Source organism: Klebsiella sp. (assembly GCF_027492335.1).
Lineage (GTDB): Bacteria > Pseudomonadota > Gammaproteobacteria > Enterobacterales > Enterobacteriaceae > Klebsiella > Klebsiella huaxiensis.
This window is the reverse complement of sequence record NZ_JAPUEW010000008.1, coordinates 280,146-298,179: the sequence shown is the minus strand read 5'-3', so window position 1 is coordinate 298,179 and position 18,034 is coordinate 280,146. Positions and strand designations below refer to the sequence as shown.

The 18,034-nt window shown below is 54.7% G+C and carries 15 protein-coding genes; 9 read left to right on the top strand and 6 right to left on the bottom strand.

Annotated features, from left to right (window positions below):
- Window positions 1-18: 18 nt before the first annotated feature.
- The 4 genes from QVF11_RS03395 to QVF11_RS03380 form a co-directional block, all read right to left on the bottom strand.
- Window positions 19-1,101: a YncE family protein gene (locus QVF11_RS03395; RefSeq protein WP_287855223.1), complete on the bottom strand. Its 1,083-nt coding sequence runs from the start codon at window positions 1,099-1,101 to the stop codon at window positions 19-21.
- 341 nt (window positions 1,102-1,442) lie between these two features.
- On the bottom strand, window positions 1,443-2,396 hold the full coding sequence (locus QVF11_RS03390) for an aldo/keto reductase (protein ID WP_287855222.1): 954 nt from the start codon (window positions 2,394-2,396) through the stop codon (window positions 1,443-1,445).
- Window positions 2,397-2,527: 131 nt separating this feature from the next.
- Window positions 2,528-3,304, bottom strand: a complete 777-nt coding sequence (locus QVF11_RS03385) for an ABC transporter substrate-binding protein (protein ID WP_110273196.1) — start codon at window positions 3,302-3,304, stop codon at window positions 2,528-2,530.
- Window positions 3,305-3,323: 19 nt separating this feature from the next.
- A complete protein-coding gene (locus QVF11_RS03380; protein WP_287855221.1) occupies window positions 3,324-4,502 on the bottom strand; it encodes a M20 aminoacylase family protein in 1,179 nt (392 codons plus the stop codon).
- Window positions 4,503-5,036: 534 nt separating this feature from the next.
- Between QVF11_RS03380 and QVF11_RS03375 the strand changes: the two genes are divergently transcribed.
- Complete coding sequence (locus QVF11_RS03375; protein WP_287855220.1) at window positions 5,037-6,578, top strand: DUF1593 domain-containing protein; 1,542 nt, start codon at window positions 5,037-5,039, stop codon at window positions 6,576-6,578.
- A gap of 97 nt (window positions 6,579-6,675) precedes the next feature.
- Window positions 6,676-7,692, top strand: coding sequence for an ROK family protein (locus QVF11_RS03370; protein WP_112215338.1), 1,017 nt, complete (start codon window positions 6,676-6,678; stop codon window positions 7,690-7,692).
- 108 nt (window positions 7,693-7,800) lie between these two features.
- On the opposite strand, the gene QVF11_RS03365 is transcribed toward QVF11_RS03370, so the two are convergent.
- The gene (locus QVF11_RS03365) at window positions 7,801-8,283 is read right to left on the bottom strand and encodes an RcnB family protein (protein WP_112215339.1); all 483 of its coding nucleotides are present in this window, start codon (window positions 8,281-8,283) and stop codon (window positions 7,801-7,803) included.
- A gap of 216 nt (window positions 8,284-8,499) precedes the next feature.
- Window positions 8,500-8,889 carry a hypothetical protein gene (locus QVF11_RS03360; RefSeq protein ID WP_287855219.1) on the bottom strand — a complete coding sequence of 130 codons (390 nt, stop codon included), beginning with the start codon at window positions 8,887-8,889 and terminating at the stop codon, window positions 8,500-8,502.
- Between the two features lie 272 nt (window positions 8,890-9,161).
- Here QVF11_RS03360 and QVF11_RS03355 point away from each other — a divergent pair, with 272 nt between their 5' ends.
- The 7 genes from QVF11_RS03355 (at window position 9,162) to QVF11_RS03325 (ending at window position 18,023) form a co-directional block, all read left to right on the top strand.
- Window positions 9,162-10,280, top strand: a complete 1,119-nt coding sequence (locus QVF11_RS03355) for an ABC transporter substrate-binding protein (protein ID WP_287855218.1) — start codon at window positions 9,162-9,164, stop codon at window positions 10,278-10,280.
- Window positions 10,281-10,340: 60 nt separating this feature from the next.
- Window positions 10,341-11,369, top strand: coding sequence for a FecCD family ABC transporter permease (locus QVF11_RS03350; RefSeq protein ID WP_185928577.1), 1,029 nt, complete (start codon window positions 10,341-10,343; stop codon window positions 11,367-11,369).
- Window positions 11,366-12,157: an ABC transporter ATP-binding protein gene (locus QVF11_RS03345; RefSeq protein WP_287855217.1), complete on the top strand. Its 792-nt coding sequence runs from the start codon at window positions 11,366-11,368 to the stop codon at window positions 12,155-12,157. Before QVF11_RS03350 ends, QVF11_RS03345 begins: the two co-directional genes overlap by 4 nt.
- Window positions 12,158-12,510: 353 nt before the next feature.
- On the top strand, window positions 12,511-13,434 hold the full coding sequence (locus QVF11_RS03340) for an aminoimidazole riboside kinase (RefSeq protein ID WP_287855216.1): 924 nt from the start codon (window positions 12,511-12,513) through the stop codon (window positions 13,432-13,434).
- Window positions 13,435-13,598: 164 nt separating this feature from the next.
- Window positions 13,599-15,116 carry a carbohydrate porin gene (locus tag QVF11_RS03335; RefSeq protein ID WP_287855215.1) on the top strand — a complete coding sequence of 506 codons (1,518 nt, stop codon included), beginning with the start codon at window positions 13,599-13,601 and terminating at the stop codon, window positions 15,114-15,116.
- Between the two features lie 136 nt (window positions 15,117-15,252).
- Complete coding sequence (locus QVF11_RS03330) at window positions 15,253-16,623, top strand: sucrose-specific PTS transporter subunit IIBC (protein WP_112215348.1); 1,371 nt, start codon at window positions 15,253-15,255, stop codon at window positions 16,621-16,623.
- Entirely contained in the window at window positions 16,623-18,023 is a 1,401-nt protein-coding gene (locus tag QVF11_RS03325; protein ID WP_287855214.1) for a sucrose-6-phosphate hydrolase, read from the top strand. Before QVF11_RS03330 ends, QVF11_RS03325 begins: the two co-directional genes overlap by 1 nt.
- The last annotated feature ends 11 nt before the right edge of the window (window positions 18,024-18,034 follow it).

The following is an 18,034-nucleotide window of genomic DNA, read 5'->3' as shown; positions in this document are numbered from 1 at the left end:
CCGTCGGGCCCAAATTTCTTATTTCGCGGTCAGGTCAATGCGGACAACGCTGTCCGGCCCTTTCGTCGAATGATCTTTGTTGAACGGCTGCTTAACGGTGACAAACAGCGTCTGGCCGTCAGCGGAAATCAGCAGGCTGTTAGGGTTAGCCGGAATATCCCACGACTTTTTCAGCGCGTAGCTGGTGCCATCGAGGCTGATAACCTTGCCGGATTCGCGCTGGGAGATATAAATCTCGTTGCGCTTAGGATTGAACTGCACCGCCAGCGAGTCGCCCACGTCCAGTTGCTTAATCACCTTGCCGCTGTGAATATCGAGTACCAGGGTGGTTTTAGCTTTGGAGTTATCGGTGACGAACAGACGACCGGTGGCGCTATCTTCGGCGATATTCAGCAGCAGCGCCGGTTTATCGCCCAGCGGCTTCCAGCGGTGCTCGATACGGTTGTTGCGCGGGTTAATCACCAGGATTTCGCCACTGCCGTTTGCCGCATACAGGCGTGAGGTTTGCGCAGAATAATGCAGGCCGGTCATCCATTTACCGGTGTTTTTGATCCGCGCTTTCAGCTTCAGGGTATCGGCATCAACGACCCAGATTTGTGCCGGGTCCGCGACTGCGCCAACGTAAAGCGTGTTATTGAGCAGCAGGATTTGACGCGCACCGTACGGAAATCCTTCTTTGTTGCGCTCGCTAAACAGCAGGCGTTTTTGGACTTTGCCATTGGCCGTGTCGATAGCGCTAATGCCGCCGTCCAGCGAGTTGGTGACAAACAGCATACTGCCGTCAGGGCTGAGCTGTACGGCAAAGTTTTTCAGGTCGGTGTGGGTCATGCCGATGGTTTTCAGGGTTGCCGGATCCAGCTTGTACACCGCGCCGCCCTGCACATCTTTAAAGCCTTCAGCGCTGGCAACATACAGCGCATCGCCTTTTGGACTGAGCGCCATTTCATACAAGCCTTCCGCCAGCTCGCGTTTGAGCGGCTGTACGGCGGTTTCCGCTTTTTGTTCGGCAACAGGTTGAGAAGCAGGAGAGGTGTGAGTGGCGGCGCAGCCGCTTAAGACCGCAGAGATAGCCAGCGCCAACGCCGGGAGAGTGTATTTCATAAGATCAATCCTGAACAAAATCAATGATCCGATGGTGACTCCGCCGCCGATGTTCTCTTTTTCGGTCTTGCGTTAGCGAGCCCCACCCTACGCCTTCGAAGTTTCCCTGTGAGCACGCCACTAATGCAGGTTATTCCCTGACAAGCCCGCAAACAAAAAGAAGAATGAGAACTATACGCATTATCTTATCGTAATCAAGCCTGTCTTTTTCCGAATGGAAAAACGTTTCATTTTTCGGTGAAAGGTATTCAGAGCAGTGGTATTGGCTGAGGATGAGGAAAAATGGAATACAAAACGCTGATGGAAAAGCGCCGGAACTCGACAGATTCCGGCGTCGAAAACTACGCGCTGGCGGTATCCAGACGCGCCAGCTGTTCAGCGCGGAGGTTCAACGCAGCGGCACGGGCAAAGCTCTCCACCTGAGCGATACTGGTGGCGCTGGCAATCGGGGCCGTTACGCCTTCACGACTCATTAGCCAGGCTAGCGCGACTTCGGCAGGTTTAGCATTCTGTTGTTCCGCCACCTCAACCAGAGTATCGACGATACGCAGCCCGCGCGGATTGAGGTATTTACCGATGCCGCCGCCGCGCTGGCTTTGCGCCAGATCGGACTGCTGACGGTATTTACCGGTCAGGAAGCCAGATGCCAGGCTGTAGTAGGTCACCACGCCGATATCGCGGCTGATGCACAGGTCGCAGAGCGCGCCTTCAAAGGCCGAACGATGATAAAGATTGTATTCCGGTTGCAGCACCTGCCAGGCCGGTAGACCGCTTTTGCGCGAGACTTCCAGGGCGCTCGAAAGCTGCTGTGCATCGAGGTTCGAGGCCCCCATCGCGCGGATTTTTCCCGCCTGCTGTAAGGACTGGAACGCGTCGAGGGTTTCGGCAACCGGGGTTTCCGGGTCCGGCCAGTGGGAAAAGTAAAGGTCGATATAATCGGTGTTCAGGCGGCGCAGCGAATCTTCCACCGCCTGCTGGATCCAGGCTTTTTTCAGTCCTTTATGGCCGGGAAGGCCTAAATCGGAACCGACTTTAGTGAAAATTTTCACCTTATCGCGCATGCCTGGCCGCGCCTGCAGCCAGCGACCGATAATGGCTTCGGACTCGCCGCCCTGGTTACCGTCCGCCCAGCGGGAGTAAACATCCGCCGTGTCGATAGCATCAAAGCCGTGGTCTACAAACGCATCAAGAATGGCAAAACTGGTTTTTTCATCGATGGTCCAGCCAAAAACGTTGCCGCCAAACACCAGCGGGGCGATGGAAAATCCGGTTTTGCCCAAGGGACGTGTCATCATGCCGTTCACTCCTTATCGCTTATATTCAGTATCCTTCGGAACGCCGTGAGGGTCAGGAAAGGACAATTACGGGATAGTAAGAAAAGGAAGCTTGAAGCGGGCTTTCCGTGCCCGCTGAATGCATAACAACATTATGTCCCGGAATAGACATCAAAGCTAAAATATTTCCCTGCTAGCTTTTTATAGGTGCCGTCGGCGAGGATTTTGGCGATCGCACCGTTAATTTCCTGACGCAGGGCTTCATCGTCTTTACGCAGACCAATCGCCGCCCCGGCGCCAAACAGCTTGTCGTCCTGCAAATGCCCGCCAACGAAAGCAAAATCTTTGCCCTGCGGCTGCTGCAGGAAGCTGTAGTCGGCCATCATCCCGGAAAGCACCGCGCCATCAATACGCCCGGACTCCAAATCCTGTACCACGCGATCCGCCCCCTGATAGGCAACGATATTGATTCCCGCCGTGCGCCAGTGCTGGTTGACGTACGTTTCCTGCGCCGACCCCTGCTCTACGCCGATGGTTTTGCCCTTCAACTGCTCGACGGTATTCCCGGCCAGCGTGTTTTTACGCGCCACAAGGAATACCGGGCCGTTATACAGCTTATCGCTAAAGCCAATCTGCTCTTTACGCTTCTCGGTCATATACATTCCGGAAAGGATCGCGTCGAACTTGCGCGCCTTCAGCGCCGGAATAATGCCGTCGAAGTTGCTTTCTACCCACACGCACTTCGCCTGGAGCTGCTCGCAAATCGCGTTCCCGAGGTCAATATCAAAACCCGCCAGTTTACCCTGTGGGTCTTTCCATTCAAACGGTGCGAAAGTCGGGTCAACGCCAAAGCGAATTTCCTTATTTTCTGCGGCCAGGGCTGAAGTTGAGGCCATCAGCGCGACCCACAGCAGAAGAGATTTTTTCATTATTTATGGACTCCAGAGATCAACGGCAGTGTGTTTCAACTAACCGGGCGAACAGGGTCGCGCCGGTGGAAATAATGTCATCATTAAAGTCATAGCCGGGGTTGTGCACCATGCAGCTGCCCTTCCCGCCTTTCTCGCCATTGCCCAGCAGGAAGTAGCAGCCGGGGCGCTCCCGCAGCATAAAGGCGAAATCTTCGCTGGCATTCATTGGAGGTATCGATTCCAGAACGCCTTCTTCACCAAACACCTCCAGCGCCAGCGCTTTAGCAAACTCAGTCTCCTCAACGCTGTTGGTCAGCACCGGATAGGAGTCAAAAACCTCGACCTCGCTGCTGGCGCCGTAGCTTTTGGCGGTAAACTCGGCGAGTTCCTTGATACGTTTAATCAGCAGGTCGCGGATTTCCGGCTTCATCGCCCGCACGCTCAGTTCCATCACCACGTTTTCAGGAATCACGTTAGACGCGATACCCGCCTGGAAGGTGCCCACGCTGACCACTGCGGTTTCACCCGGCGGCACGTTACGCGCCACGATACTTTGTAGATTCATCACCAGCGCCGCGCCGGTCACGATGGGGTCGACGGTGCGCTCAGGATGCGCGCCATGCCCGCCATAGCCGGTAATGGTGATTTTGACCGTATCCGCCGAGGCCATAAAGTTGCCAGCGTAAAAGCCGAGTTTCCCCACCGGCAGACCCGGCATATTGTGCAGGCCAAAGATGCGCTCGCAGGGGAAACGCTCAAACAGCCCGTCTTTAATCATTAAATCTGCGCCGCCGATAGCTTCTTCCGCAGGCTGGAATATCAGATGTACCGTGCCGTTAAACTGGCAGGCCGGAGAAGCGATATATTTCGCCGCCGCCAGCAGAATTGTGGTGTGACCGTCGTGGCCGCAGGCGTGCATTTTTCCGGCAATGGTGCTGGCCCAGGGAAGATCGGTCGCTTCGAAAATCGGCAGTGCGTCCATATCGGCGCGCAGGCCAATGGTGCGTGGAGAGTCGCCCTTACGCAACGTCCCTACCAGGCCGGTTTTTGCCAGCTCACGAGTTACCGTATAGCCCCACTCGGTCAGTTTCCCGGCCACCAGCTCACTGGTATTAAACTCTTCGAGGCTTAATTCCGGATTGGCATGTAAATAATGACGGATAGCAATCATCTCGTCTTCAGTGGCTTTAATTTCAGGAATAACAAAATCGGTCATGCCGGTCTCCGGGATATAAAAATAGGTGCTCAGTTTTAATAACTTAACTTGGCAGGGGTTTAATGCAAGCAGCATTTCTTATTACAGAGGCTGGTACCATCTCATTTATTCATAATGATTTACTCACGAAATTTCTTTCTTTATATCGCAGAGCAAAACAGCATCCTTTCTAATCATCTGATTATCATTACGTTATTAGTGCAATAATAATAAATTAAATGCATTGATGCAGATAAAGGTTCGATAAAATGCTTTACAGGTAATATTTTCGTCTTTCATGAGATCATCTGTAACCTGGAAAAAATCGCTACCACGATCACATAATTTTGCTTTTTCTTTTTACTTTGTTTCCTTTGTTAACTATATTGCACTCACTTGCTTAGTCACCAACGTATATACCCTAAATAATTCGAGTTGCAGGAAGGCGGCGACGCAGGGAATCCCCAGGAGCTTACTGAAGTAAGTGACTGGGGTGAGCGAGGAAAGCCAACGCACATGCAGCTTGAAGTATGACGGGTATATCGAGGTTTGAAGATGAAACAACCCCACAATAGAGTTGCCCAGGGAGTCTGGTTGGCGATGGCCGGGCTGCTGGCGTTATCGGCCCCCCTGACGGTAAACGCCGACGCGACCATCAGCGAAATAGCCGGTAAGGTTCTGCCGTATCAGGAAAACCCGCGCGTCTTCGTGTTAACTGACATTGGCAACGAGCCGGACGATCAGATGTCGTTAACTCGCTTTTTGCTCTATGCCAACGAGATGAACATCGAAGGACTGGTGGCAACAACCTCCACCTGGCAACGGGAAAAAGTACATACTGATATGATCGATCTGGTACTCGGTCATTACGGTGAAGTGCAGCCTAACCTGCTTAAGCATGCCGCCGGGTTCCCAACGGAAGACCAGCTTAAAGCCGTCGTTGCGCCGGGGCTTGCCAGCTACGGCATGGCAGCGACCGGTGAGGGGAAAAACACCGCCGGTTCCGACTTGCTGGTCAAGGCCATTGAAAAAAGCACCGACGATAACCGCCCGCTGTTTATCAACCTGTGGGGCGGCGCGAATACTCTGGCGCAAGCGCTGAAAGACCTGGCACAAAAACATCCTGCCAGCACCGTTCAGACGCTAACGCGTAATCTGGTGGTCTACTCGATTTCCGATCAGGACGACGCGGGTTTTTGGGTGCGCGAGCACTATCCGGACATCACTTACATCGTCGATCCTTCCAGCCAAAATGGCGAAGATTATGCCCGCGCCACCTGGACAGGCATCAGCGGCGACCAGTACTATCGCAACGCGCCGGGGGCGGATTTCACCACCGTGTCCCAACACTGGCTGGATGAAAATATCCGCAACGTCGGACCGATGGGCAAAGGCTACCTGCAATACCTGTTTATTATGGAAGGCGATACTCCGGCGTTTCTCGGCCTGATCCGCAACGGCCTGAATAGCGAACAGAACCCGGGCTGGGGCGGCTGGGGCGGGCGCTATATCGTACGCCAGCCGCAGCATGAAACGCGCGCCATCTGGAGCAGCGGCGGCGATTTCTATCCCGGCAACCCCAACGCCGCCGATACGGTTACCGGCGTCGACGGCAAGCGCTATACCTCAAATCAGGCCACCATCTGGCGCTGGCGTGAGGCATTCCAGCACGATTTTGCCGCCCGCATGGCGTGGGGAGTGAAAGATTACGCCTCCGCTAACCATAATCCACAAGTGATGGTGAACGGTCAGCAGGGACAACAGGTGGTGTATATGGATGCTAAAGCGGGCGACGTGCTCACATTAAGCGCCGCAGGGAGTAAAGATCCCGACGGCAATCAGCTTAGCTATAGCTGGTTCCGCTACCCGGAGGCCGGTTCCGCCAGCTCTCAGCCGGTGGCGGTAAACGATGTGCAAGGACGTCGCGGCGAGGATAATTTGCAGGCCCCCGCTATCCTCGAACTGAGCGATAACGGTAAACCAACGATTGAAGTTAAAGCGCTGCGCAGCGGCACGGAACATATCATTCTGGCAGTGACCGATAACGGCAAACCGTCTCTCACCTCTTATCGACGGATTATTGTTTCGGTCAAATAATCCATCTGGGGCGGCATACATTGCCGCCCGATGAACGGAATGCAGCGCAATGGTATGATGAACGCTAAAGCAACCCTGCGGGCAGAGGCGAGACGGCGTGGATTACAAACAGCAGATCCTCAATATATTGCATAGCGAAGCGGAATCCCGGGCGGAGATGACCAAACGCCTTGGCGTTACTAAAGCCTATATCACCAAGCTGACGGCACGCCTGCTCGATGAACAATTGATTGAGGAGCGGGAAGTCAAAGATCCGACTTTTGGTCGCCCGCAGCAGCTGTTAGCAGTGAAAAGCGCGAAAGCCTGGAGCGCTAATATTATGCTGCGTAAAGGCAGCTTTCAGGGCACGCTTAATGATTACAATACCCAATTGCCGCCGTTAGCGGATCTGCATTTTTCCCTGCCGGAGACAATGACCCCGGGCGAGTTGGTAGACTTTATTGCCGATGGTATCGCGCGGCTATGCGAGCAGGCCAAACTGCCGCGAAGCTCGCTGTGCGTAGCCAGTATCGCGCTACAGGGCGGGATAGAGCATTTCACCGGAGTTGTGCGCTATTGTCCGCTATTTCAGGAAAATAATATTCATCTCACTGCCCTGCTTGAGCAAAAATTAAACCTGCCAACCCGCATCTATAATATCGCCCACTGCACTAACTACCTGCTGGCGAAAAGCTCGCCCGGTCAGTCTTATGTGGCGTTTATGCCCGGATTTGGCAGCCTCGGCTATGGCTACTGCACCCACGGCGAACCGGGGTTGGGCGAAAACGGCTTCTACCCGGAAATAGTGCATCTTCCCTGGCCCGGTGGGCTGGAGCCGGCGTTTAACGTCGAGGTGAATAATATATCCGCTGGCGTAATGACCACCGCGCGGGCGCTCTATTTTGCAATTTGCTGTACCGCGCCGATTCATAATATTAAGCGAGTTATCGCGACCGGTGAGTTATTCGAAGATTACGGTGAGGATATTTTGCCGCTCGCACAGAAAATGCTTGATGAAAATCCTAACTCGCATATTCGCGAAATACGCATCCACCATTATAAAACCGGACACAATTATGGCTGGAAGGGATTAATACAGCTCAGTTCAGACAGTATCACCGGGCTGCTGGTGTAGCGATTTTTCCCTGGTGGCGCTGCGCTGACCGGGCTACCGTCCCGCAGAACATTGGGAACCTGTAGCCCGGACAGGTGCGCAGCACCGCCTCCGGGAACGAGATCAACGTTAGTGGTTCAGCGCGCCGTTAATCAGGATCGACGTAATAATCCCTGTCGCAGCCGCAATCAGTACATAGTTACCGTCAATATACGACCAGTGTTGCCCACGCGGCGGTGCCGGAAGCCCGCGATCGTTCCAGTCGTTCACCCGATAATCATTGCCGCGGAACCGTTCCGGAGCCGGCTGGCCTTTGCGGAAATCATGGCCACTCCACGCGAAGTGATCCTGCTCGTGGCGCTCCTGATGGCGATTATCGGACGAATGATTACCACCGCGATCCGGGCCACGATCGCCACCGTTACCCTGATGATTGTTAGCCTGCGGCCCCTTGCCCGGTCCCTGCTGATGGTTACCATCCGGACCACCGTGGCCGGAATCGTTCTGCCAGACCTGTTGCTGACCGCGATTGTTACCGCCAGGACCATCAGCCCATGAAACGGATGTAAAAGCACAAGATAAAATAATCGCCAGTGAAAGAATCTTTTTCATAGTACACCTCCTGATATATTTCCTTTTTACCGGGAAAATGTGGAGGAATAGTGAGTAATAATATAACCAGGATTATTCCTGGCCTATACCCTTCGTCTTTCAAGCTGCATTTTGTTGGCAGCGTTCTAACGTATTAAAAATATTATGCCGACACTGAATAAATCGCACATAAAAAAAGGCCGCTTTCGCGACCCTTTTGTAGAGTATTGTCAGTGATTATTCAGTAACTTTATTTTTTAACTCTTCAGCGCCTTGTTTGGTTTTATCCCAACCTTCTTTACTGACCTCTTTGGTCTTATTCCAGCCTTTTTCAGTGCCTTCTTTGGTTGCGTTCCAGCCTTTCTCGGTGCCTTCTTTGGTTTTATTCCATGTTTTCTGCGCGCCTTCGCTGACTTCACTACCTACGCTGTCGCTTTTCCCTTCCGCCGCGTGTTTGGCTTTGAGCTGCTGCTCTTCACTCTGGTGCTGAGCCTCATGCAGTTTTTCCTTCGCGGTGTTCGCTCCTTCATGAGCTGCCGCGACGGTATCATCAGTTGCGTGTGTTGTTGCAGCAAAAACAGGAGCTGCTACCAGAATCGCAGATAACGCAATCATTGCTTTTTTCATAATGTCCTCTCTCTAACGAACTTAATGTTACGAGTCGCATTTAGCATGGCACAAGATTTTGCCGTTTGGCTTTAGGGATTGTTCTTAAAACTAATTTCAGACTTTTCTGGCCACTTTTGGCCTGCCAGAGCCCGGTTCCGGCTGCTCGAATAAATTCCAACAAGTTTGTTACATTTTATGTAATTTGCCGCTGATATACTTGCCGTTTATGTTTACACGAGAATAATTCTCAGAATCATTATATTTATAAATTAGCAAACGGAACTCATATTATGGCAAGAAAATCAGTAAGTTCACTCATCCTTACTGCACTGCTCTCCGCCCCATTTTTTAGCTACGCCACCCAATATCCGCTCACCATCACCGACCTTGATGGCCGCAGCATTACGCTCCAGCATGAGCCGCAGCGCATCATTTTGCAGGATGGGCGCGATATTATGGCGATGGCCCTGCTCGACCGCGATAACCCCTTCAAACGGCTGGTTGCCTGGAATAACCTGGCGAAAAAGCAGGACATCAATACCTGGAAAATGCTGAAAGAGAAATGGCCGCAGTCGGCTGAGATCCTCGACATGGGCTTCAGCGATAAGGGTAACGTCGATCTTGAGAGCGTGATTTCCCGCCAGCCAGACCTGATGATCGCCCAGCTTCGCGCTAAACCGGCGCTGGAAGAAAGCGGTATCATCAATAAACTCAGCGCGCTGGATATTCCGGTTCTGTTCGTCGATTATGAAATCAACCCCGGCAAAGACACCGCGCCAAGCATTGACCTGTTAGGCAAAGTCCTCAACCGCGAAGATAACGCCAAAGCCTATACCGACTACTATCGCCAGCAACAGGACGCCATTCGCCAGAAAACCGCGACCATCACGCCGAAAGCCAACGTGTTCGTTGAAGCGCTGGCGGGTAATAGCGATGCCTGCTGCTTTACTCACGGGCACAGCGGTTGGGGCGGTCTGGTGGAAGCCGTCGGCGCGAACAATATTGGATCACAACTGCTGCCGGGCGCTTCCGGCTTTGTGTCGCTGGAAAAAGTGATCAGCATGAAACCTGACGCCTACATTATGACCGGCTCCAAACGCGGGAACAGTCAGGTTCTGCCTCTGGGTCTGGAGGTCGACGCGCAGGAGGTCAATAATCAGGCTCAGGTACTGCTTTCGCGTACCGGCGTCAGCGAGATCCCGGCCATCAAAGCAAAACTTGCTTACGGCATCTACCACCACTTCTACAACCATCCGTGGAATATCGTCGGCATGGAGTATCTGGCGAAGGACATCTATCCGCAGACCTTCAGTAGCCTCAATCCCGATGATAGCTGGCACTACATCGTCCGTCATTTCACCACGCTGCCAGACCTGCCGTTCGTTTTTTCCTGGCAACAAGGCGAGTAATAACCCATGAGTTCAACCACTGAAGCTGGTATCGGCGCGCTCTGCGTCGATAGCCACGGCGTGATGGCAAACTACCGCAATATTGTTCGCCGCCGCGTTATCATGATGCTATTGCTGGTAATACTGATTCTTGCCTCGCTACTGCTCGACTTCGTGATGGGGCCATCGGGCCTGTCGCTGCAAACGCTGTGGCAAACGCTTACCGACCCGGCCAGCGCCAATGCCGGGACGAGGGCGATTGTCTGGGATATCCGCATGCCCTATGCGCTGATGGCGATCGTCGTCGGTCTGGCCCTCGGCCTGGCCGGAGCGGAGATGCAGACTATCCTGAATAACCCGCTGGCCAGCCCGTTTACGCTAGGCGTCTCGTCGGCAGCGGCATTTGGCGCAGCGCTGGCGATTGTGTTGGGAATCGGTATCCCCGGCATTCCTGGCCAGTGGTTTATCTCGGCCAATGCCTTTATCTTTGCTCTGCTGGCGGCGCTGCTGCTGGACGGCATTACGCGTTGGACGCAGGTCGCCACCTCCGGAGTCATTCTGTTCGGCATCGCGCTGGTATTTACCTTTAATGCGCTGGTGTCGATGCTGCAGTTTGTCGCCAACGAAGATACTCTCCAGGGGCTGGTATTCTGGACCATGGGCAGTATTGACCGCGCCTCCTGGCAAAAAGTGGGGATTTTGCTGGCCGTGCTGGCGGTGGTGATGCCGCTATCAATGCTCAGTTCGTGGAAACTGACCGCGCTGCGCCTCGGTGAAGACAGGGCGATCAGCTTTGGTATCAACGTGCGCCGCCTGCGCCTGACGACGCTGCTGCGCATCAGCATTCTGTCGGCAATTTCGGTAGCATTTGTTGGCCCAATCGGCTTTATCGGTCTTGTGGCTCCGCATATCGCCAGGCTCATTTTCGGGGAAGATCACCGTTTTTATCTCCCGGCCAGCGCGCTTATCGGTGCGCTGGTGCTGTCGCTGGCCTCGGTTGCCTCAAAGAATCTCATCCCCGGTGCGATTATTCCGGTCGGTATTGTAACCTCCCTGGTGGGAGTCCCTTTCTTCCTGAGCATCATTTTGCGCCACAGGGGGCACGTATGAGCCATCTGTTATCCGGGCTGGCGCTGTCCCATTTCAGCGCCGGCTATCCCAAACGTCAGGTGATTCACGACCTGACCGTACCACAGCTACCGCGCGGCAAAATTACCGCGCTGCTCGGCCCCAACGGCAGCGGGAAATCCACGCTGATGCGGGCGATGGCCGGGCTGGGACCGAGCAGCGGCGAGCTGTCGCTTGACGGCGAGAACCTGCTGGCGCTGCCCTTTGCCCACCGCGCGGAAAAAGTGGTCTATCTTCCCCAAACGCTGCCTGCAGGCGTGCATTTGCACGTACTGGAGTCGATTATCGTCGCCCAGCGCGCCGCCGGAGGACTGCACAATCCGAAAAACCAGTCGCAGGTGATGTCGCTGCTGCGCCAGCTAGGTATTGAGCATCTGGCGCTGAGCTACCTCGATCAGCTTTCTGGCGGCCAGAAGCAGCTTGTCGGCCTGGCGCAATCGCTTATTCGTCAGCCTTCCCTGCTGCTGCTGGACGAGCCGCTTAGCGCGCTGGATTTAAACTACCAGTTCCACGTGATGGATCTGGTACGCAAAGAGACGCAAAAGCGCAATATCATCACTTTGGTAGTGGTCCACGATATCAATATCGCCTTGCGCCACGCGGATCATGTGTTGATGCTGAAGGAGGGGCGGCTACTTGGGGATGGTGCGCCAGCCAAGGTCATTAATCCGCAGACTCTGGCCACCGTTTACGGCGTGCGCGGGCGTATCGAGCCTTGTTCTCAGGGAGTGATGCAGGTGATTATTGATGGGCTGGTGGCCGGCGTTTAGGTCGCTGTTCGCTGTTGTTTTTATAAGGGTGTCATCAATTCCGTTCCCCGTCAGAGCTTTCCTGAGGTGGTGCCATGTGCCTGACCCGGGCACATTATCCCAGACGGCTGAAGCCCCGTAGTCCAGCTAAGCGCAGCGCAAGCAGGGGAAGTATCCGGGAATCATATAGCCCGACCAGCGCAACATCACCGAGAAAACCTCCAGACTTCCCGGATCGTCACTCTTCTGCGAGCGCGATCTCGTTTTCATGCCCTGGTTCGCACTTTTCCACATGTGACATTCCCCTCATTCTGTCCCTATGCTTTAATGTGCTAAAACGGTTTAATTAAGTTTAGCTATGGAGAATTTTCAGCATGAATGCAAAAGTTTGGGTTCTGGGAGATGCGGTTGTAGACCTGCTGCCGGAAAGCGAGGGCCGCCTGCTGCAGTGTCCCGGCGGCGCGCCGGCTAACGTGGCGGTAGGCGTTGCTCGTCTTGGCGGCAACAGCGGATTTATCGGGCGCGTCGGCGACGATCCGTTTGGCCGCTTTATGCGCCATACCCTGCAACAGGAGCAGGTCGACGTCAGTCATATGCACCTCGACGGCCAGCATCGCACCTCCACGGTGGTGGTCGACCTTGACGACCAGGGCGAACGAACCTTTACCTTTATGGTGCGCCCCAGCGCGGATCTATTCCTGGCTGAAGAAGATCTACCGGCATTCGCCGCCAACCAGTGGCTGCACGTCTGCTCTATTGCCCTTAGCGCCGAACCCAGCCGCAGCACCACTTTTGCCGCAATGGAAAAAATCAAACTTGCCGGTGGTCGGGTGAGCTTTGACCCGAATATCCGTCCGGACCTCTGGCAGGATCAGGACCTGCTGCACGCCTGCCTCGATCGCGCCTTGCGTCTGGCAAACGTGGTGAAACTGTCCGAAGAAGAGCTGGTGTTCATCAGTGGTAGTAATGATATAGCTCAGGGAATCGCCAGCGTCACCGAACGCTATCAGCCTGAATTACTGCTGGTGACCCAAGGGAAAGCGGGTGTACTTGCCGCATTCCAGCAGCAGTTTACCCATTTCAGCGCTAAGCCAGTTATCAGCGTGGATACCACCGGCGCGGGCGACGCTTTTGTCGCTGGACTGCTTGCCAGCCTTGCTGTCAACGGGATGCCGACAGATATTAACGCGCTGGAGCCGACTCTCACCCTGGCGCAAACCTGCGGCGCATTGGCCACAACGGCGAAAGGTGCAATGACCGCTTTGCCATATCAGCGCGATCTTAATCGCCAGTTTTGATCCTTAAGGCCGCTGCGTGCGGCCCACTTTGTTGCATCCATCACATTTATTAAACCGGTTTAGCAAATTAATTTTAAAATGTTAAAGATCATGCTTAACATAGCAATTAAACCGGTTTAGCAAACACACACCATTTTCAATTTTCCTTTTGGGATGCAACCAGCATGTATAGAAAAAGCACACTCGCGGTTCTTATCGCTTTGCTAACCGGCACTGCCTCAGCCCATGCGCAAACGGACCTCAGCAGTATTGAAGCCCGTTTAATCGCGCTGGAAAAGCGCCTGCAGGATGCAGAAAACAGGGCGCAAACGGCAGAAAATCGCGCCGAGTCAGCAGAGAAAAAAGTTCAGCAGCTCACTACGCAGCAGCAAAAAACCCAGGACACAACCCAGGAAGTGGCTCAGCGTACCGCCAAACTGGAGAAGAAAGCCGACGAGAAAAGCGGCTTTGAGTTTCACGGCTACGCTCGTTCCGGCGTGATAATGAATGATTCCGGAGCCAGTACCAAATCCGGCGCCTACATGACACCTGCGGGGGAAACCGGTGGAGCCATCGGTCGTCTGGGAAATCAAGCTGATACCTATGTTGAAATGAATCTTGAACATAAGCAGACCCTGGACAATGGCGCAACGACACGTTTCAAAGTGATGGTTGCCGACGGACAAACCACTTATAACGACTGGACGGCGAGCACCAGTGATTTGAACGTTCGTCAGGCCTTTGTCGAACTGGGCAATTTACCCACCTTCGAAGGAGCATTTAAAGGCTCCACGCTGTGGGCCGGGAAACGCTTCGATCGCGATAACTTTGACATTCACTGGATCGACTCTGATGTCGTATTCCTCGCCGGTACCGGCGGCGGTATTTACGACGTCAGGTGGAACGACAGCATTCGCAGTAACTTCTCTCTTTACGGGCGTAACTTCGGCGATATTGCTGATTCGAGCAACAGCGTGCAGAACTATATCGTTAGCATGAACAACTTTATCGGTCCGGTGCAGGTGATGGTCAGCGGGATGCGGGCAAAAGACAACGACGAACGTCAGGATACCAACGGTAATCCGGTCAAAGGAGATGCGGCAAATACCGGCGTGCATACGCTGCTCGGGTTGCACAACGACAGTTTCTACGGCCTGCGTGAAGGCAGCAGCAAAACTGCCCTGCTCTACGGTCACGGCCTGGGCGCGGAAGTTAAAGGTATCGGGTCTGACGGCGCGCTTCGCTCAGGTGCCAACACCTGGCGCTTCGCTAGCTACGGCACCACGCCGCTGAGCAAGAACTGGTTTATTGCCCCGGCGATACTAGCGCAAAGCAGTAAAGACCGTTATGTCGATGGCGACAACTATCAATGGGCAACGCTCAACATGCGCCTGATCCAGGAGATCAATCAGAACTTCGCCCTCGCTTACGAAGGCAGCTACCAGTATATGGATCTCAAACCCGAAGGTTATAACGATCGTCATGCAGTGAACGGTAGCTTCTACAAGCTGACCTTCGCCCCGACCTTTAAGGTTGGCAGCATCGGTGATTTCTTCAGCCGTCCTGAAATCCGCCTTTACACCTCGTGGATGGACTGGAGCAAAAAACTGAATAATTACGCCAGCGATGACGCGCTGGGCAGCAGTGGTTTTAAATCGGGCGGCGAATGGTCGTTCGGTATGCAGATGGAAACCTGGTTCTGACGGTTAACACCTGACGAGAGGAACCGCCGGGGCGGCAAAGTACGTTTCGTCGCCCCGGACACAATAACGACGCAGAGACTGCGCCCTGCTACCGTGGGACGACAGCTCGAAAATCAATACGCATTCAGAGGGTACTATGGATTTTGAACAGATTTCCCGCTCGCTGCTTCCGCTTCTGGGAGGCAAGGAAAATATCGCCAGCGCCGCGCACTGCGCCACACGTCTGCGCCTGGTGCTGGTCGATGATTCGCTGGCCGATCAGCAAGCCATCGGCAAAATTGAAGGGGTTAAAGGCTGTTTCCGTAACGCCGGGCAGATGCAGATTATTTTCGGCACCGGGGTGGTAAATAAAGTCTACGCCGCCTTTATCCAGGCGGCAGGAATTGGCGAGTCCAGCAAATCGGAAGCTGCGGACATCGCAGCGAAAAAGCTGAATCCTTTCCAGCGTATCGCCCGTCTGCTATCAAACATCTTTGTGCCGATCATCCCGGCTATCGTCGCCTCTGGTCTGTTGATGGGCCTGTTGGGGATGGTCAAAACTTACGGCTGGGTCGACCCGAGCAACGCCATCTACATCATGCTGGATATGTGCAGTTCGGCGGCGTTTATCATTCTGCCGATCCTGATTGGTTTCACCGCCGCCCGCGAATTCGGCGGTAACCCCTATCTCGGCGCGACGCTTGGCGGCATCCTGACCCACCCGGCGCTGACCAACGCCTGGGGCGTGGCCGCAGGTTTCCACACCATGAACTTCTTCGGCCTTGAGATTGCCATGATCGGCTATCAAGGCACGGTGTTCCCGGTGCTGCTGGCGGTGTGGTTTATGAGCATCGTTGAGAAACAGTTGCGTCGCGTGATCCCTGATGCGCTGGATCTGATCCTGACGCCGTTCCTGACGGTCATTATTTCCGGTTTTATCGCCCTGCTGATTATCGGCCCAGCCGGTCGCGCGCTCGGCGATGGCATTTCGTTTGTCCTCAGCACCCTGATTAGCCACGCCGGTTGGCTGGCGGGATTGCTGTTTGGCGGCCTCTATTCGGTTATCGTCATTACCGGTATTCATCACAGCTTCCATGCCATAGAAGCCGGACTGCTGGGCAACCCGTCCATCGGCGTCAACTTCCTGCTGCCGATTTGGGCGATGGCCAACGTTGCCCAGGGCGGAGCCTGTCTGGCAGTGTGGTTTAAAACTAAAGATGCAAAAATCAAAGCCATCACCCTGCCCTCGGCGTTTTCTGCCATGCTGGGTATCACCGAAGCGGCGATTTTTGGTATTAACTTACGCTTTGTAAAACCGTTTATCGCAGCGCTTATCGGTGGCGCGGCGGGCGGCGCGTGGGTGGTATCCATGCATGTCTACATGACTGCGGTAGGTCTGACGGCTATCCCCGGCATGGCTATCGTGCAAGCCAGCTCGCTGCTGAACTACATTATCGGGATGGTTATCGCCTTTGGCGTCGCCTTTATCGTCTCCCTGGTACTGAAATACAAAACGGACGCTGAATAATGTCACTTCCATCACGCCTGCCTGCGATTCTGCAGGCCGTTATGCAGGGCCAGCCGCGCGCGCTGGCCGACAGCCACTATCCTCGCTGGCACCATGCGCCGGTGAGCGGACTGATGAACGACCCCAACGGCTTTGTTGAATTTGCCGGACGCTATCACCTGTTCTATCAGTGGAACCCGCTCGCCTGCGATCATAAATTCAAGTGCTGGGCGCACTGGAGTTCTGCCGATCTGCTGCACTGGCAGCATGAGCCGATCGCCCTGATGCCGGACGAAGAGTACGACCGCAACGGCTGCTACTCCGGCAGCGCGGTGGATAATGACGGCACGCTAACGCTGTGCTACACCGGCAATGTCAAATTCGATGATGGTAGCCGAACCGCCTGGCAGTGTCTGGCGACGGAAAACGCCGACGGCACGTTTACTAAGCTCGGCCCGGTATTACCTCTGCCGGAGGGCTATACCGGCCACGTGCGCGACCCGAAAGTCTGGCAGCATGAAGGCCGCTGGTACATGGTGCTGGGCGCACAGAATCGGCAAAAGCGCGGCAAGGTGCTGCTGTTCAGCTCCACAGATCTCCATGAATGGACGAGTGAAGGCGAAATCGCGGGTTATGGCATCAATGGTCTGGACGATGCAGGCTATATGTGGGAATGCCCGGACCTGTTCCCGCTCGGTGACCAGCATATTCTGATTTGCTGCCCGCAGGGTATCCCCCGCGAGGAAACGCGCTTTCTTAACACCTACCCGGCAGTGTGGATGGCGGGTGATTTCGACTACGACCGCGCCGCTTTCAAACACGGCGAACTTCACGAGCTGGACGCCGGATTCGAGTTTTACGCACCGCAAACCATGCAGACCAGCGATGGACGCCGTCTGCTGGTCGGCTGGATGGGCGTGCCGGACGGCGAAGAGATGCGCCAGCCGACGCTGGCTAACGGTTGGATCCATCAGATGACCTGCCTGCGCGAACTGGAGTTTGCCGACAGCAAGCTCTATCAGCGCCCGCTGCGTGAACTCACCGCCCTGCGCGGTGAAGCGCACGGCTGGCCGGAAAGCATTCTGCCGCTGGCGCCGATGGAAATCAGCCTCGAAACCGCCCGCGACGCCGCGTTAAGCATTGATTTCGGCGGCGCGTTAACCCTTGAGCGCGATGCCAGCGGGATCCGTCTGGCGCGACACAGCCTTGCCAGCGATGAAACGCACTATCGCTACTGGCGCGGCGAGGTTCGCTCGCTGCGAATTTTTATCGACCAGTCGAGCGTGGAAATCTTCATCAACGACGGCGAAGGGGTGATGAGTAGCCGCTACTTCCCGGCCTATCCGGCGCAGTTGACTTTCACGGGCAGCAAGCCGGGCGCATTCTGTTACTGGCCGCTGCGCACATGCATGATAGAATAAGCGTTTTGCTT